Here is a 17,220-nt window from a genome sequence, read left to right as displayed (position 1 = left end):
TTTCAGATGTGCCACAATATTTCAAGCCTGTTCAATTAAATTCATCAATTCTCTTTTTCTTTCTTCATATAAAACTTGTTGACTTTTCTTTTCAGTTATAAGTTTTTCTTTCAGTAAAATTATTTCCTTGTGAAGAGATAAAATAGCATTATAAGCATCAACTATTCTTTCTCTAATTTTCATATCAACAAAAATAATATCAAAGAAGTAATCAGCAAATTCCCACGAAGTATTGAATTTTATTTCGGATGGAAATAAATCAGGTTTTAGGTCTTTCAATTCTCTTTTGAGTTTATCAAGAGCATAATTTATTTCTACAATTCCCAGCTTAGCTTTGTTCATTTTTTGACGTTTCAAATAGGTTGCCATAGTTCCTCCGCCAATCATATCCCAAGTGGCATAATCCTTTGCACCTTTCAATTCTTTAACAGCTTTTGGAATTATGGTTAATACATTTTCAGCAGCCAAAATTGCTTCTTGAATTTCATTTTTATAAGCATCAATCTTCACAAGTTCCTCTTGTTTAGAGAAAACATCTACTAATTGTGGATGATTATTTGCTTTCAATAACTTTACTTTTTCTTGAATAAGACCTTCATATTGTATTTTAATCGTTTCTAAATCAAATACTTGAGCTTCGTAAGATTTAATTTCAAGAGAAAGATTATCAACCTTATTCTGCTGGCTTTCAAACTGGATTTTCGCTTGATAATATTCGGCTTGTTCTCGCTCCAATTCTGAGAATTTCTTGTTCAGTAAATTATACCAAATTGATTTCAAGGTTAAAGTTTCAAGGTCTTTAACATCCTTAAACTCATCTTCCATTTGTTGTTTTGTCGCTTCAAGCTTTTTCTGTTCAGTTACATAAACTCGCTTAGCTTCTTGCAGTTTTCGGAGAATTTGCTTTCTATTTTCTAACTTTTGACTTATGATTAATAAGTCGGCATTGAGTGAATTTGGTATCATGTTTTTCGGTTTAATTAGGCTGTAAATCTTACATAAAAAAACATTTTATTAGAACCAATTTAAGTCAAAAGTGCATTTTACATGATATTCGGATAAAAAGAACGATGAATAATTTTCAACCCTCCACATCCTGATGTTTCCAAAGTTCTTGAAAAATTGCGTTAGAGTTTTTCAAAACCTCAAAAGTACCTTCGGCGACTATTTTTCCTTGACTGAGCACATATACATAATCGAAATATCGAAGTAAATGCAAACGATGAAGCGATGAAATGACCGCTTTTTCGGAGAAAGTTTCAAACAAACGCTCATAAATCAATGCTTCTGTTTTTGGGTCAACGCTACTTGTTGGTTCATCCATCAAAACTACTTCGCTGGTTTGAGCGGCCAAAATTCCACGAGCCAACGCCAAACGCTGTTTTTGTCCACCCGAAAGATTGACTCCTTTTTCTTGAATACTTGATTCTAAGCCATTGGGAAGATTTTTGGCCGTATCAGTAAAATAGGCTTCATCACAAACCTTCCAAACATCATCTTTCTCAAAAGGTAATCCAAGTGTAATATTATAGCGAATCGTATTCTCAAAAATCTCAGGTTCTTGCGGAAATAGCGTTACGGTTTCGTTGAGCGTTGCCATCTGAAAGGGTTTTCCATCAACTTCAAATTTCATATTCGCTTCTGGCTCATAAAGCCCTCTTAATAAGGCAAGTAGCGTACTTTTTCCACTACCGCTTTCACCAATAAATGCAATTTTCTTACCTCGTTGAATCTTTATCGAAATATCATGTAAACTCTGCGGAGCGTGACCTTCATCATACGAATCTCGGTGCGAAAAACTTAGATTATCAATCGAAATTGTTTGCCATTTTTGTGGCAAAGCAATGGTCGTTTCTGCTCGGTGATTATTGGCATAATCGTCAGCAATCGAGCGAGCCGTTTGCACATCGGTATTGTACTGCACAATTTCGGTGTATTGCCAAGCCACATCATGAAAAACACTAGTAAACTGATTCACAAAGCCCAACAATGTAACTAAACCACCTACATAAAAAACCTTATTTGGCTCGTAATTTTGATACACGTAACCCAACGTAATCACCACATACGTGAGACCAACGAGCATTTCGGCCGTAAACCATTTCCATTCATTAATCTCCACATTTTTGCGAAAAGGTGGAAATAAATCCTTCACTTTTGCCATCAAACCCAACTCCATACTTTTTTCTAATCGAAGCGTAATGACGGTAATGATGTTTGAAAGACTATCAAAAAGAGTTGAAGAAATCGTGTGTTCTTTTTCATTTACTTCATCAAGCGTTTTGATGAAAGGTTTATCGAACTTAAAAATGACCCAAACCGTAAAGATGCCAATCAAAATACCAATTCCTCCGAAAAGAGGCGAAAAATAGAGCATTGCCCCAAACGAAAACACAAACTTTGAAAGTGCATGTAGAAACATAAAACCATTTTGAAAGAAATTTTTGAGTGCCTCATAAGCTTTCCGAATTCGGTTAATGGTTGAGCCACTGTGGTGGTCTTGGTGCCATTTTACGGGTAAATGCAAAGCTTGATGATACATTTCTTGCAAGAAATTTCGACTTAAATTAAAAGCTAATTGTCGCTCCATGATTCGTGCAGGGCCATGAAACGCCCATTCTAAAAGCTTTAGGCCAAGATAACCTACGGCGTACCAAACCGTATATTTAATTGTATGCTGAAAATCATGCTGAATTTTATCAATAAACCACCCGAATAAAATCGGGTTCAAAGAAAACACCACATTGGCTATTGCAAACATACCGTAAATCAATAGGTATCGTTTACGTTCGTGCTTAGCATATTTCCAAGCGGTTTTCAATAATGAAAAATATGGGTTTTTATAAATCGTCTTCTCCTTCATATCAATCAAAGCTACAATAATCTAATTTTAAGACCACAATTTAGTCAATTTTAGCCTTGTGTTTGAATAAAGTATCAATTTTGAGCAATAAATCATTTGCAAGCCCACATACTTCCCTATACTTTTACAAGCTAAAATTCAACCCTAAGTATGCCAAACATTACTCGACAAACATTTCTTAAACAATGTTTAGGAATTGGCTCCATGTTTACACTCTCGCCTTATTTTTCTTGGGCAGAAGATACAGATACTTTCTTACAAAATGTTGTAAAAGCTAATAATCAAGAAGTTGAAAAACTACTGAAAATTTTTGAGGTTGAAATCACCGAAATTCGAAGAAGATTAGGGTTCGATTTTGCGAATCTTTCAGCGGCAATGGCCGAGCCAACTTCACGCTATTATCAGAAAACAGAGCTAATACCAGCTATGACTCGTATTTTAAAATTTCTGATTAAATATCAAAAAGTAGATGGCACGCTTGACCTTGGTAATTTGGCATCCCCGCCCGACACCGCTTTTATTTTAGAGCCTCTTTGTGTAGCTGATAGAATTCTACGTAAAATATCAATTCCAGCTCTCAATAACGTAAAGGAATTATTAAAAGACTTTATCCTAGAAGCTGGTGAAGCCATGCGAACAGGTGGCGTGCATACGCCTAATCATCGCTGGGTAATTTCGGCGGCATTGGCACGTATCAATGATTTATATCCTGATAAAAAATATGTCAGAAGAATAGATGAATGGCTTTCTGAATATATTTTTATTGATGCCGATGGCCATTATCTTGAACGTAGTATGATATATGGAGAAGTGACAGACAACTGCCTCATTACAATGGCAAGATTACTGAATCGTCCTAAATTATATGACTATGTACGAAAAAATCTTCGAATGAGCTACTATTATATGGAACCTAACGGTGAAATGGTTACAAATGATTCGAGACGTCAGGACCAATTTATTGGTATGAATACCCTTCCCTTTTACTTAGACTATCGCCACATGGCTATCCATGATAATGATACAGAATTTGCGGCAATCAGTAAGCAAATTGAGCAAATAAAAGGTTTTGAAGAGAAAAATATGCCAGATTTATTAGCATTCTTAACCGATGATGCTGATTTACGTAAGCCTCTACCAAAACCTGCCGAATTGAACACTAATTTTGAACAGTTTTTCAAAACCACAAGTTTAGCTAGAATTCGCCGAAAAGATACAACTTTGACCATTTTCGGTGGAACGGATAAACCCACAATTATTGCCTCAGGGCGTTCGACCAGTCCGAACTTCTTTAGCTACCGTAAAGGTGAAGCCATTCTGAAATACATGCGTTTCTCAACAGATTTCTTCAGTACAGGTTATTTTAGAAGTGATGGCTTAAAGAAAGAAGGAAACCAATATATACTTAGTCAAAAAATTGAAGCTCCCTATTATCAGCCATTACCAGATGAGTTTAAACGTGCTGATGGCAATTACCAACATTCACCGAGTACCGATGGTAGATTCTGGAATAAAATGGACTTTGAGAATCGCCCGCAAAGCAACATCAAAACCATCGAAACTACAATTAGTATAGAAGAAAAAAATGGTTTAGTCGAGCTGTTGTTTAATGTAAAAGGTGCAGAAGGCGTAAAAGTTACAATTGAGTTTTGCTTTAGAGAAGGAGGAGAATTTATTGGTTTGAAAAAACTTGATGATGCCGATAATTATACACTCGAAAGTGGAACGGGTGAATATAAATTCGGGAAAGATAGTATTAAATTTGGGGATGGAATTTTCAAACATTCAAAACTTCGAGGCCTTGAAGGAGAAATGTACACCTCACATTTTGGGAGTCTTCGAACCGAAGGAATGCACGTTTTCTTGACGGGCATTGTTCCTTTTAAGCATAAAATAACACTATCATAGTTCGAATGCTCATTTATAGTGTGCTTAATTGCCGTCTGCTTTAGCTGACGACATTGTCATAAAACCAAAATGGCTTTAGTCAAACCCAATATAGAAGTTTAGGCTAAAGCCATTTTGTTTTTATCCCTTCATCCTTCGGTTGAAACCGACGGCAATGAATGTTTAATTTCATTTTATCAGTGAATCCCTCATTTCATTTCTTTCATTACCGTCTACTTCAGCTGCCAGACACTGTAATGAAATCAAAACTCAGAGATTCAACCAATAGGTTACTTTGGCTAGAATTGCTCGATTTTTAGGCATCCAAGCTTCTGAATTATAGTTGTCAGTATATACCAAGAAGAAATCCGAAACTGGAGCAAAACGCCATTGTAAACGTGAATTAACATTTACGTTTTTGATTTGGCTATTGTATTGAACATAACTCGTCCAGAATAAACTTTTTGAAAATGTTAAATCAAATTTTGGTCCAAATAAATAGACTTTATTACTTCCTGTAGAAAGATGAATATCATTATAGCTAAAATTAACCGATAAAAAGCCATAAGGTTGAAAACGATAAGAAGCGGTTCCTACCATACTTACAATGCTTCCATCATAATATTGACCAATTAATGGCTGAAAGTTAACCGAAAATTTCTTCCTCAAATCAGAAACATAATTAGCCGAGAAATTATAATAAGTATAACTTGTTCCTTTCTTCAAAGAAGGAAGTGTTCTATTACTTCGGAGTGCGTCAAAATCATTAAACAGATATGTATAATTTTGATTTAAAGTCATTAATATATTCGCTGAATTCTGGAATCCTAACAACAAGAATGGACCTGCTTGGCGGTCTGTTACTCCAAGCCCAGGTTGACTATATTGGTCATAAGCAACACCGTAGCTAATTCTATTAAAAGTTCTCGACTTAGGAAAAATATTAAACCCAATAGTAGGATTGATGTGAAAAAAGTTTTTGCGAGGAACAAAGCCTACTTCTGCATCAAAACCTTTACCTACCCAATCATGCGACCACTTCGCAATTAGTTTTCTAACACTATAGTTTAGACTAAAACCATGAGCAAACTTCTCATTCACACTAATCGGACTGAAAACCTGATGATAATACAGTTTTCCATTCCAACGATTATCTTTAGATGCTAAATTATACTCCAAACCAGCCACACGGTTATAAGCATTTACGCCCTTACTTAGCTCCTTACCTAAAACTTCTTTGTTAACAAAAATTGCAGCAATATTCGAACGACCAAACACTCTTCTTTGCAAAGCCGCTACCGAATAATTCATACTGGCAATTCCCTTATACGAGTCAGCAGCCGTTTGCGTATTCAATACTCCTACCCTCCAGTTATCATCTATTTTACCACTAATTCTGGCACCATAGGTAATTCTATTTTGCACGCTCAAGTTTGTGGTAGTATCAATGCCTATACCAATTTGTCTTGAAAAGAAGGGACTTACAATTTGGTTACCCGCGGCACTCACACCCAACGAACCTGCTGGTGGAACAAATGGGTTGGTATTATAGCCACCAAATCCAGTAAATAAGTCAGAGTTTTCTAAGAAAAACTGACGCTGTTCTGGAAAATTTACATCAAAGCGTGTAAGATTGATAACCTGACGGTCGGCCTCTACATTTGAAAAGTCAGGATTAAAGGTCAAATCTAAGTTCAATCCTGATGTAACCGCCACCTTAGCATCTCCACCGAAATTGAGTTTATTTCCTGCATTTGGGTTTTCTGGATGTTCAAAGTCACGCGTGCTTCCAGCAGAAACATAAGGGATAATAGAAATATTTGCTCCTGCTTTCTTTAATGGTTGTTCAAACTTAATTGGCATCGAATACCCTAAATTCATAATGATTTGGTTTTGTGGAATCCGCATCAAAGTTGATTGTTCATTACTCTGAGTATCAAAACGATACGCCTTGAAATTCCACTGGCTATTTCCATCTTTAAAACGTAATGTAGAAAAAGGAATCGCCAATTCACAAGTCCAATAATCATCATAAATTTTTGTTACGGCCTCCCACTTGTTATCCCAATATATATTAAAATATTCATTGGCGGTTCCACCATTATAAAGTAAGGCTTCACGCATAACGCCATAGGGATTTATTCCGAACAAAAAGCTATTAGTTTTATCGTTGAAAGTATCAAACAAAAAACTTACGTTATCGTTTCCACCAGCTCTAAAATCTCTACGAAACGAAGGAGTAACATATTTTTTTCCTGCTGAATACATTTTTGCAGCTATATAAACATTCTTTGAATCATAGCAAAGCATAATTTCGGTTTGATATTTGGCTTTAATGCTATCCTTCGGAAAAAACTGCCAAAACGATGGCATTTTTTCGGCATTTTGCCAAGCAGGCTCATCAAAAACACCATCAAGTTTGATTTTTTCATTTAAAACTTTGACAGTAGGAATGTGCTGGGCTTTTGCTTGTATAAAAAATGTAAAAAATAAAATTAAAAGGAAAAGTCTATTCATATCTACGAGGATCGTTAAAATAAGATACAAAAATACGTGTTTTATTTACACTTTTACGTTGATATTTTTACTTATTTTATGGTTATATTGTTCATTATTAATTATTTTTCAAAAAAAACTTATTCTGTCATAACTTTGCTCAATAAAGTGCAATTATCCAAATTCAAACCAAGTACATTTAACTGATTTTCACCAAATTATACCATAAAAACAAACATAACATTCATGAAATATCTATCTTTTTTTGCGGCTCTTAGCCTTTTTTTTAATACAATTTCTTACGCACAGGCACCAGCAGAAAAACACCTAACTAATATCCGACAACTTACTTTTGGTGGCAATAATGCAGAAGCCTATTTTAGTCGCGATAGTAAATACATCAGTTTTCAATCAGATAACCCCGCTTGGGGACTTTCATGTGACCAAATATTTTACATGGACGTTACAAAAGGATTAAAAGACCCCAAAGTTCGACCTGATTTTATTAGTACAAGTTTCGGTCGCACAACTTGTAGTTTCTTTATGCCTAACGGAAAGGAAATTCTTTATGCAAGTACGCATGAAAGCGGCGGACACGCTTGTCCACCAGTACCTGATATGGGCAAAAAATATCTTTGGGCAATCTATGACAGTTTTGATATCTATGTGGCCGATTTAAAAGGAAAAGTAAAAAAACGCCTCACTAATACCCCGGGCTATGATGCAGAAGCTACCGTATCGCCCGATGGTAAAAAAATTGTGTTTACCAGTACAAGAAATGGCGATTTGGATTTATATATCATGGATATTGATGGCAAAAATGTCAAGCAGATTACACACGAGCTTGGTTATGATGGCGGTGCATTTTTCTCGCCAGATAGTAAAAAATTAGTATTCCGTGCTTCTCGTTTTTCAACTGAAGAAGAAAAAACAGAATATAAAGAAAATCTTAAGAAGAATTTGGTTGCCCCAACCAACATGGAGATTTTCACTTGTAATGTTGATGGCAGTGATTTAAAGCAAATTACCAAGTTAGGTAAGGCCAACTGGGCCCCTTATTTTACACCTAAAGGAGATAAAATTATTTTTGCTTCGAATCATCACTCACAACGTGGATATGATTTCCAGCTTTATATGATTAATATTGATGGAACTGGACTTGAAAAAATTACAACTGAAAGTAATTTCAATGCCTTTCCAATGTTTAGTTATGATGGTAAAAAGTTGATTTTTAGCTCAAATCGCAATAATGGTGGTACTCGTGATACAAATCTTTTTATTGCTGATTGGGTAGATTAAAAACTTAAAATTATTGTAAATATGAGTCATCCCGAATTTTTCAAAGCCCCTTCGAGATAACTTACTAATAAGATTTGGTTTATTCTTTGAGTAAAACTATAAGCCAAACGAGAATCTAAAATAATTAAAAGAATGGCCATTGTTGAAAACATACAGTTTATTGAAAAAGAAATTGCAGGAAAGGATATTACCTTAGTGGCAGTATCAAAAACAAAGCCAGTAGAAATGCTCATGGAGGCTTACAATGCTGGTTTTAAACGATTTGGAGAAAATTATGTACAAGAATTAGTAGGTAAGTATGAAGAAATGCCCAAAGATATTGAATGGCATTTTATTGGACACCTACAATCGAATAAAGTAAAATATATCGCTCCTTTTGTGAGTCTTATTCATTCTGTTGATAGTTTCAAATTATTGCAAGAAATCAATAAGCAAGGAGCGAAGAATAATCGTGTAATTGATTGTTTATTACAAATCTATATTGCCGAAGAAGATACCAAAAGTGGTATGACAGAAGAAGAATGTTTGGAAATTCTTAAACCAGAAGTTTTGGGGCAACTTTCTAATATTAAAATTGCAGGTTTAATGGGAATGACAACCCTTACCGATGATGAAGTTCAAATTAGAAAGGAGTTCAAGAAACTAAAAGACTTTTATAACTCTATTATTAGTGAAAACTCTTCACTAAAAATCCTTTCAATGGGTATGAGTGGAGATTATACAATTGCTATCGAAGAAGGAAGTACAATGATTAGAGTTGGAAGCAAGATATTTGGAGAAAGAATCTATCAAAAATAGTTCTTTGATATTTAATTTTGTGCCAAATTTAAAAAATATGGCACAAAATTAACAAAATCAAACCACTTGAAAGCATCTCATACTGATACTTCCCATTTCTACTCCCTCATAAGTATATTTAATTGTTTCCTTCGCATTTATCAAGCCAGCACTATAAATCATCGGTAAATAGTGGTCATAAGATGGGTGTGCGATAGTGCCTAAACTGCCAAATGCTTTAAAGTCGGCCAACTCAGCAAACTGTTGGTTATCTAACTTTTTCTTTACAATTGCATCAAATTCAACCGCCCAATCATAAGGTGTAGGATTATTGTCTCCCCATTTTACTTGTCGTAGATTATGTACGATATTTCCACTTGAAAGAATCAAAACACCTTTATTTCTAAGATTTTGTAATTCTTTAGCCAATTCAAAATGATATTGTGGAGGCTTAGAAAAATCAATACTCATCTGAAAAGTTGGGATATTAGCTGCCGGATAAATATGACGCAACACTGACCAAGCACCGTGGTCGAGTCCCATTTGATGCTCTTCTAAAATACCAATAGACTTTACCTCTTTAATCACCTCACGAGCCATTTCGGGAGAACCTTTGGGCTCGTATTTAACTTTATAAAGTGCTTCGGGAAAACCTCCAAAATCATAAATTGTTTTGGGCGAAGGATTTACCGAAACATACGTCTTGTTCATGGTCAACCAATGGGCAGAAATGACTAAAATTGCCCTTGGTGTTTCAATAGTTTTACCTAAAAGAGCTAAACTATCTGTAAATTTATTATCTGCCAAGGCATTCATCGGGCTACCGTGTCCGATAAATACAACGGGCATTTTATCAGATTTCGGAAACTCATCCGAAATCGTTTTTAATTCGTGTAAGTTCATATTTGTAAATGACAAAATACCAATTGTTTTCAAGAAATCATTACGATTCATAGTGTTTGTCAGTGAGATAAAAAATCGAATTCTTAAACTATTAATCCTCCAAAACACCAAACTTTCCTTTTGCTAAATCATCGTAAGCTTGAATGATTTCTGCACGCGTATTCATCAAAAATGGTCCATAAGGAACAATTGGCTCATTGATTGGCTCTCCACTTAAAACAAGCAAAACCGCATCTTCAAGAGCCTCAAGTTTTATGTCAGTTCCATCATTTCTGAATAAAATAAAGTTATCAGTTGGAGCAGTTTCTGTATCATTTACTCTAACACTTCCTTCAATCACCACAATTCCTGTATTATGTTTTTCAGCAAGTGATAATTCAGCAACTGCACCTTTTTTGATACGTACATTATACATATTAATAGATGTAAAAGTTGAAGCCGCACCTTTAATTCCTTTGTGTTCACCAGCAATTACTTCAATAACACCTTGATTATCTGGTAAGTAATATTTGCCTAATTGACTATTTACAATGCCCTGATACTTTGGCGTTGTCATCTTATCTTTTGCAGGAAGATTCACCCACAATTGAACCATCTGAAAAGGACCACCAGCTTTACTATACTCTTTGTCATGGTATTCTTTATGTAAAACCCCGCTTCCAGCGGTCATCCATTGTACATCACCTTCTCCAATAACCCCACTATTACCACTACTATCATGATGAGCAACTTTACCGTGATAAGCAATCGTTACGGTTTCGAAACCTCTGTGTGGATGTACACCTACTCCTCTTGGTTCATCTTTTGGTGTAAACTCAATTTTTGAGTTATAATCTAATAAAAAGAATGGACTCATTCGATGAAGGCCCATTTGGTAGCCACTTGGAAAGAAATTATGAACTCTAAATCCATCGCCTACCATGTGTGTGGCAGGGGGCGGCAATATTTGCTGAACTGATTTTATATTTTCCATTTTATTGGTTATTAAATACTTACAACTACATTATATGTATATACAACTAATTTTATTATTCAAGAGTTCCTCCACGTTATTTATTTTATTTAACTTCACAAAAATTAATAAATTCTATTCAATCCTCTATCCAAAACTATGAAATTAAAAATATTTATTGTGCTGGTAATATGTGTATTAGTTGCAAAAAGTACACAGATTATTGCTCAAACACATGACTCTAACGCCAAGCAAATACCAATTGGCGGTAATGCTTGGACCTACAATGGCGGAAAAATTAGTGAACAAGGATTTTCTGATTGGGAGAATACCTCTACAATTTGTCGCACTTATTTTAAAACCTCCCAACAAGGCACTTTGAAACTTTCAATAATAATCAACACCAATGGTAGTAAAAGTAAATTAAAGGTAAGTATTCAAGGTAAATCAATTGAAATTATTGCCGAAAATAACACCGAAAAAGAAGTATATGTAGGCGAATGGAATATCCGAAAGGCAGGATACATTGCTGTCGATATGAGTGGAATTACAAAGACAACAAATACTTTCGGTCAAATTTCAAATTTAATCGTCAGTGGGTCTGCTATCTCTGAAGATTTAGCATTTGTAAAAAATAACGACGGTAATTTCTTCTATTGGGGAAGACGTGGCCCCTCGGTACATCTAAGATACCCCGTTGAATCTTCTCAAGAAGTTGAATGGTTCTATAATGAAATCACGGTTCCAAAAGGTAATGATGTCATTGGTTCTTACTTTATGGCAAATGGCTTTGGTGAAGGATACTTTGGTATGCAGGTGAATTCTACTACTGAGCGGCGAGTATTATTTTCGGTTTGGAGTCCATTTAATACAGATAATCCTAAAACAATTCCTCAAGACCAAAAGATTATATTATTGAAAAAGGGAGAAGGTGTATATACCGGAGAATTTGGTAATGAAGGTTCGGGAGGTCAGAGTTTTTTGAAGTATAATTGGATAGCCGGAAATACCTACAAGTTTTTATTACAAGGTAAACCCCTTGAAAACAACTACACACTTTATACGGCCTATTTCTTCGCACCAGAAGAAAATCAATGGCGGTTAATTGCTAGTTTCAAAAGGCCCAAAACAACCACTTACTTAAAAAATCTTTACTCGTTTCTTGAAAATTTTATACCCGAAACTGGTAATCAAGAACGTATGGCTTACTTTGATAATCAATGGATTTGCAATTCAAAAGGTGAATGGACAGAATTAAACAAAATTTCTCTAACTGCCGATAACACTGCTCGTAAAGCCTATCGTTTAGATTACTCTGGTGGATTAAAAAATGACCGTTTTTTCTTGAGAAACTGTGGTTTTTTTGATGATAATACTCCATTAAATCAAACCTTCCAACGCACATTGCAAAATAAAAAACCAAGCATTGATTTTTCGAAACTTCTCTAATGTATCAAAAAATGAGAAAATATTTTTATTTTACTTTCACACAAATAATACTTATTTGTTTGGTTTCGCTCAGCTTTGCCCAAGAATTTTCAGGAACTCAGAGTACATGGCAAGGTTTTGCACGTGAAAATTTCGTATTTAAAGATTTAAGTGCCATCGTAGTTTCTCCCAAACAAGTGGCTCCCAACAAGCCTTGGATTTTTCGACCAGCCTTTTTTGGAGCTTTTGCCCAAGCCGACGCAGGCTTGTTGGCTCGTGGATGGCATGTTGTGTACTTAGACCTAACCCATCGTTATGGTAGTCCAAAAGCAATTGCCTTATTCGATTCTTTTTACGAAGAATTAGTAAAACACCATCAATTCTCTCCAAAAGTAACCTTAGAAGGCATTAGTAGAGGTGGACTTTTTGTAGTGAATTGGGCCAAACAAAACCCTGATAAAGTGGCCGCTATTTACCTTGATGCTCCAGTTTGTGATGTAAAAAGTTGGCCAAGCAAAAAACAAGCTGAATTATGGCAAGGATTTATAAATGAATATCAATTAAATGACAAGGAAGCTGATAATTTCAAAGGAAATGCCATTGATAATTTGGAGACCATAGCCAAAGCAGGAATTCCCATTTTAAGTGTTTGTGGCGACGCTGACAAAGTAGTTCCTTATGCCGAAAACTCAGCAATACTCCGTCGAAATCTGATGAAATTAGGCGGAAATATGCGAACAATTCTAAAACCAGGTGTTGACCACCATCCGCATGCTTTACCAGATTCTACTCCAATCGTGAATTTCGTACATCAACATACTGCTGATTATCAAAGTAAAATGCATTACCAATTAAGAGGAAATTTGAATAATGCTCGAAATATTTTTGAAAAAACAAAAAAAGGAAGAGTGGCTTTCTTAGGTGGCTCAATTACCGAAGGAAACGGTTGGCGAAATGCCATTTGTGAAGAATTAAAGCAACGTTTTCCAGATACTGAATTCGACTTTATAGCTGCTGGCATTAGCTCAATGGGCTCAACGCCACATGCCTTTAGATTTAAGAATGATGTTTTGAAAAACGGCAAAGTTGACTTACTATTCGTTGAAGCAGCCGTAAATGATTTTACTAATTTCTTCTCAGGAAGAGAACAAATTAGAGGCATGGAAGGTATGGTTAGACAAGCATTATTGAGTAACCCTGACATGGATATTATCATGCTGCATTTTATTCATGACCCCTTTATTGAAATCTATAAAGAAGGGAAAACGCCAGAAGTAATTTTAAACCACGAAAAAGTAGCTGATTATTACCAAATAACATCCATCAACTTAGCTCAAGAAATTGCCGAACGCATGGCTGCAAATGAGTTTACTTGGAAAGACTTTGGGGGTACGCACCCATCACCTTTGGGGCATACTTATTATTCTGCAACGATAAGTGCGGTTTTTGATAAATTATGGTCAGCTAAATACTTTACCGATGAATCTATCAGACCACATCAAATCAAAGCTAAACCAATGGATAAATATAGCTATTTTGATGGACAGTTGATTGATGTTCGAAACGCAGTAGTAAAAAATGGTTGGCATTATGAAAAACCTTGGAAAGCTCAAACACAAGGCGAAGTTCGTAAACGGTTTTCTGATATTTCAATTCTTGAAGCTCTCGACGAAGGGGCCGAGTTAAATCTCGATTTTGAGGGGAAAGCAATTGGTATTTTTACATTAGCTGGGCCAGATGCAGGAATTTTGGAATTTAGTATCGATGGAAAACCATTCAAAAAATTAGATTTATTTACTAATTGGAGTTCAGGTCTTTATTTACCTTGGGTCTATGTTTTTGAAGCAGAACTCGAAAATAAAAAACATAATCTTATCCTACGAACTTCAAAAGAATCAAACCCTAAAAGTGTGGGGCATGCCTGTCAAATTTATTATTTTGTTGTGAACGGAAAAGCAAATTAAGTACTTTTACAAAGTCGAATTAATTTAAGAGAAAAGATGAACAAACTTTTTTTGCAAGCAGGTGCTTTATTAGGAGCAATAGGTGTAATGATTGGGGCATTTGGGGCTCATGCCCTAAAACCAATGTTGTTGGCCAGTGGAAGATTTGAAACTTTTGAAACTGGGGTTAGATACCAATTTTATCATGCAATAGCTTTGATTTTGGTAGGAATTCTTTCGAAAAATATTCAAAACAAAACAATTTCTTATAGCGGCTATTGCCTTTTGTCGGGCGTTTTGATTTTCAGTGGTGCTTTATATACGATTTGTTTTACTGGACTAAACGTTTTTGGGGCAGTTGCACCTATTGGAGGCACACTCATGGTTATTGGCTGGCTTTTATTATTTTGGTCAGTAAGCAAAAAATAATAAAACATGAGTCATCCCTAATTTAGTCTTTTCAGAATTCGGGATGACTTATGCTTATCAATGAGCTAAAACCAATTTTAAACTTAATTCTACTACCTCTCCCATACTTTTACACTTCACAAAATCCCCATTATGATAGTGTTTAGATAAGTCTATTTTCAACTTTTCTAGGTTATCAGGTAAAGATAGTGTATCTTTTTTCATCGTATCAATAAGGTCGTGCATTCTAATTTTCTCTTCCCGTAAACGATTCGCAATCAAACTTCTCTCTTCTGCTTGGTACTGTTTTACAGATTCTGCAGTTAAAAACTTCATACCCATTTGAATCAAACCATTATTTTGTTTGAAATACTGGGGCATATATACAGATTTTGAACCTTCATAAGATTGCTGGTCAAAATCAATCGCACGAAGTCGATAATGAAAATCTTCAAAATCTGGCGTGACAATAATAACAAAATTAGAAGAGTGCATATCGCCTAAAAGCCTCACAAAACACCTTTCATTGAACTTAATAAACTCTTTGCTCAAACGAATTGGATTGAAATTAGCATCATTCAAGTGATTATTCATGAATTGGTCGGCCGGAATACCAGCGATATGTTCTTCAACCAAAGTATCTTCATTGGTACAATAACTAATTACATTAGGCGAAAGCAGATGTTCAAGTTCAAGTCCATAAATTCGCGAAGCATCAGCCAGTTTTATATAGAAATAATCGTGGTTATCATTAATTTTATTAACGATTCTTATCCTAAAAGGCTTTGTGTTGGCATAAGTACAAGTATCAACACGGTCAACAACCAAGTGTTTAATTACAGCAGCATCACCATCGGTTTTTAAATCGGCATAAATAATCTTCAATGCTTCATATATTTCTTCAAGGTCATTTTGTGGATACATAACGGTTTCCCACAAAGTATCTTTACCTTTTTTATCATACAGCGGAAATGCATTATCGAAACGTAGCAAATCACTATATTTAATTGGCAAAGCCCTTTCACGGCCATACTTTGCTAGGTATTTTCGGAGTCGTGGGGATATTTTAAATGGTATTTTTTTCTTCGAAATGAGAGCCATTTTCGTACATTTAGGTTAGTTTTTTGTGTAAATTCTATTAGCTATATGCAAATTAGTCATTGCATTGAGATTAAGTAGAAATAAAGAACAAATTTTCTTCATAAAACTGAAATAGTATCAATAAAAATATAACTTTGCCGTTAATAAACCTGTAACTCTAAAACTTAATCATCTCATTTTTTATGGAAAACATGCATGAAAGAAGAAGTAATACAGCCACAACTGCTGGCCTTGTATTGGCTATTGCTTTAGCCGCTCTTTTCGCCTTCCTTTATTTTAACGCTCGCCAAGAAATTGAGTCTAAGAATGTTGATATTTCTGATAAAACAAAAGAATTACTATTGACCAACACTAAACTTGACTCAATTAGAAATGAATTAGATAAAAAAATTGCAGAAGTATCTTCTTTGGGTGGACAAGTAGCTGACCTTGAAGCATTGAAAGAACAATTAGAACAAGATAAACGTAATTTAGTAAATTCAAAAAATGTTTCTATCCGTGATTTTGAGAATAAAATCAAAGGTTATGAAGCTGCTTTAAGTGCTAAAGACAAAGAAATTGCCAAGTTGAGGGAAGAAAATGCCCAATTAACAACTGAGGTAAAAACTTTGGGCAACGAGAATACAAATTTGAAAAATGATGTTTCTACGCTAAAATCTGATAAACAAGCTCTTAGTGATTCGGTTTATGCAACAAACGTAAAGAATAAAGAATTAGCTGAAAAAGTAACGCTTGCGGCAGCTTTGAAAGCGATGAACGTTACAGTAAATGCCATCAACTCACGTGGTAAAGAACGAGAGGGCGGAGAGTATAAAGCTAAACGTGTCGATAAAGTTAAAGTTTCCTTCAAATTATCTGAGAACCCATTGACTAAAAGAGAAAATAAAGTTATTTATTTACGCTTACTCGACCCACAAGGCAATTGTATCTCAGATATGGCTACGGGCTCAGGGGTATTCAATTTTGGAGGAAAAGAAACAGTCTACACTGCCAAACAAACGGTTATGTATGATAACTCTGGTCAAAATGTAGATTTTATTTATTCTCGTGGAATAAATTACGAAAAAGGGAAATACAACATTGAGTTATATTCAGAAGGCTTTAGCATTGGACGTGGTTCTTTTGAAATAAAATAATTAATTCTTGATTATAAAAAATTCCTC

The 17,220-nt window shown here is 35.0% G+C and carries 13 protein-coding genes; 7 read left to right on the top strand and 6 right to left on the bottom strand.

The genetic code is table 11. The features are described 5' to 3' along the window. Positions 1 to 21: 21 nt before the first annotated feature. Both A6M55_RS03360 and A6M55_RS03355 read right to left on the bottom strand, forming a co-directional pair. Positions 22 to 966, bottom strand: coding sequence for a hypothetical protein (locus A6M55_RS03360; protein ID WP_064196462.1), 945 nt, complete (start codon positions 964 to 966; stop codon positions 22 to 24). Positions 967 to 1,081: 115 nt separating this feature from the next. Next, positions 1,082 to 2,863, bottom strand: coding sequence for an ABC transporter ATP-binding protein (locus tag A6M55_RS03355; RefSeq protein WP_064196461.1), 1,782 nt, complete (start codon positions 2,861 to 2,863; stop codon positions 1,082 to 1,084). A gap of 150 nt (positions 2,864 to 3,013) precedes the next feature. Between A6M55_RS03355 and A6M55_RS03350 the strand changes: the two genes are divergently transcribed. Beyond that, a complete protein-coding gene (locus A6M55_RS03350; protein ID WP_064196460.1) occupies positions 3,014 to 4,771 on the top strand; it encodes a hypothetical protein in 1,758 nt (585 codons plus the stop codon). A 249-nt stretch (positions 4,772 to 5,020) separates the two neighbouring features. On the opposite strand, the gene A6M55_RS03345 is transcribed toward A6M55_RS03350, so the two are convergent. Beyond that, a complete protein-coding gene (locus A6M55_RS03345) occupies positions 5,021 to 7,267 on the bottom strand; it encodes a DUF5916 domain-containing protein (protein ID WP_015027500.1) in 2,247 nt (748 codons plus the stop codon). A gap of 225 nt (positions 7,268 to 7,492) precedes the next feature. On the opposite strand from A6M55_RS03345, the gene A6M55_RS03340 reads away from it, so the two are divergent. Together A6M55_RS03340 and A6M55_RS03335 are read left to right on the top strand one after the other, a co-directional pair. After that, positions 7,493 to 8,545, top strand: coding sequence for a PD40 domain-containing protein (locus A6M55_RS03340; RefSeq protein WP_064196459.1), 1,053 nt, complete (start codon positions 7,493 to 7,495; stop codon positions 8,543 to 8,545). A gap of 132 nt (positions 8,546 to 8,677) precedes the next feature. Continuing rightward, the gene (locus A6M55_RS03335) at positions 8,678 to 9,343 is read left to right on the top strand and encodes a YggS family pyridoxal phosphate-dependent enzyme (RefSeq protein WP_064196458.1); all 666 of its coding nucleotides are present in this window, start codon (positions 8,678 to 8,680) and stop codon (positions 9,341 to 9,343) included. A gap of 57 nt (positions 9,344 to 9,400) precedes the next feature. On the opposite strand, the gene ygiD is transcribed toward A6M55_RS03335, so the two are convergent. Continuing rightward, positions 9,401 to 10,276, bottom strand: a complete 876-nt coding sequence (gene ygiD / locus A6M55_RS03330) for a 4,5-DOPA dioxygenase extradiol (RefSeq protein ID WP_082892912.1) — start codon at positions 10,274 to 10,276, stop codon at positions 9,401 to 9,403. Positions 10,277 to 10,316: 40 nt separating this feature from the next. Further along, positions 10,317 to 11,198, bottom strand: coding sequence for a pirin family protein (locus tag A6M55_RS03325; RefSeq protein ID WP_064196457.1), 882 nt, complete (start codon positions 11,196 to 11,198; stop codon positions 10,317 to 10,319). Between the two features lie 138 nt (positions 11,199 to 11,336). Between A6M55_RS03325 and A6M55_RS03320 the strand changes: the two genes are divergently transcribed. From A6M55_RS03320 to A6M55_RS03310, 3 genes are read left to right on the top strand one after another with little or no spacing between them, the layout of a single operon-like run. Next, on the top strand, positions 11,337 to 12,626 hold the full coding sequence (locus A6M55_RS03320) for a DUF3472 domain-containing protein (RefSeq protein WP_064196456.1): 1,290 nt from the start codon (positions 11,337 to 11,339) through the stop codon (positions 12,624 to 12,626). 11 nt (positions 12,627 to 12,637) lie between these two features. Then, positions 12,638 to 14,569: a GDSL-type esterase/lipase family protein gene (locus tag A6M55_RS03315; RefSeq protein WP_064196468.1), complete on the top strand. Its 1,932-nt coding sequence runs from the start codon at positions 12,638 to 12,640 to the stop codon at positions 14,567 to 14,569. A gap of 36 nt (positions 14,570 to 14,605) precedes the next feature. Continuing rightward, positions 14,606 to 14,977: a DUF423 domain-containing protein gene (locus tag A6M55_RS03310; RefSeq protein ID WP_015027507.1), complete on the top strand. Its 372-nt coding sequence runs from the start codon at positions 14,606 to 14,608 to the stop codon at positions 14,975 to 14,977. Positions 14,978 to 15,034: 57 nt separating this feature from the next. On the opposite strand, the gene A6M55_RS03305 is transcribed toward A6M55_RS03310, so the two are convergent. Then, positions 15,035 to 16,057, bottom strand: coding sequence for a hypothetical protein (locus A6M55_RS03305; protein WP_015027508.1), 1,023 nt, complete (start codon positions 16,055 to 16,057; stop codon positions 15,035 to 15,037). A 191-nt stretch (positions 16,058 to 16,248) separates the two neighbouring features. Here A6M55_RS03305 and A6M55_RS03300 point away from each other — a divergent pair, with 191 nt between their 5' ends. After that, positions 16,249 to 17,193: a hypothetical protein gene (locus A6M55_RS03300; protein ID WP_229235470.1), complete on the top strand. Its 945-nt coding sequence runs from the start codon at positions 16,249 to 16,251 to the stop codon at positions 17,191 to 17,193. The last annotated feature ends 27 nt before the right edge of the window (positions 17,194 to 17,220 follow it).

It is taken from the genome of Emticicia sp. MM (assembly GCF_001649495.1).
This window is presented reverse-complemented; position numbering and strand designations above follow the sequence as displayed.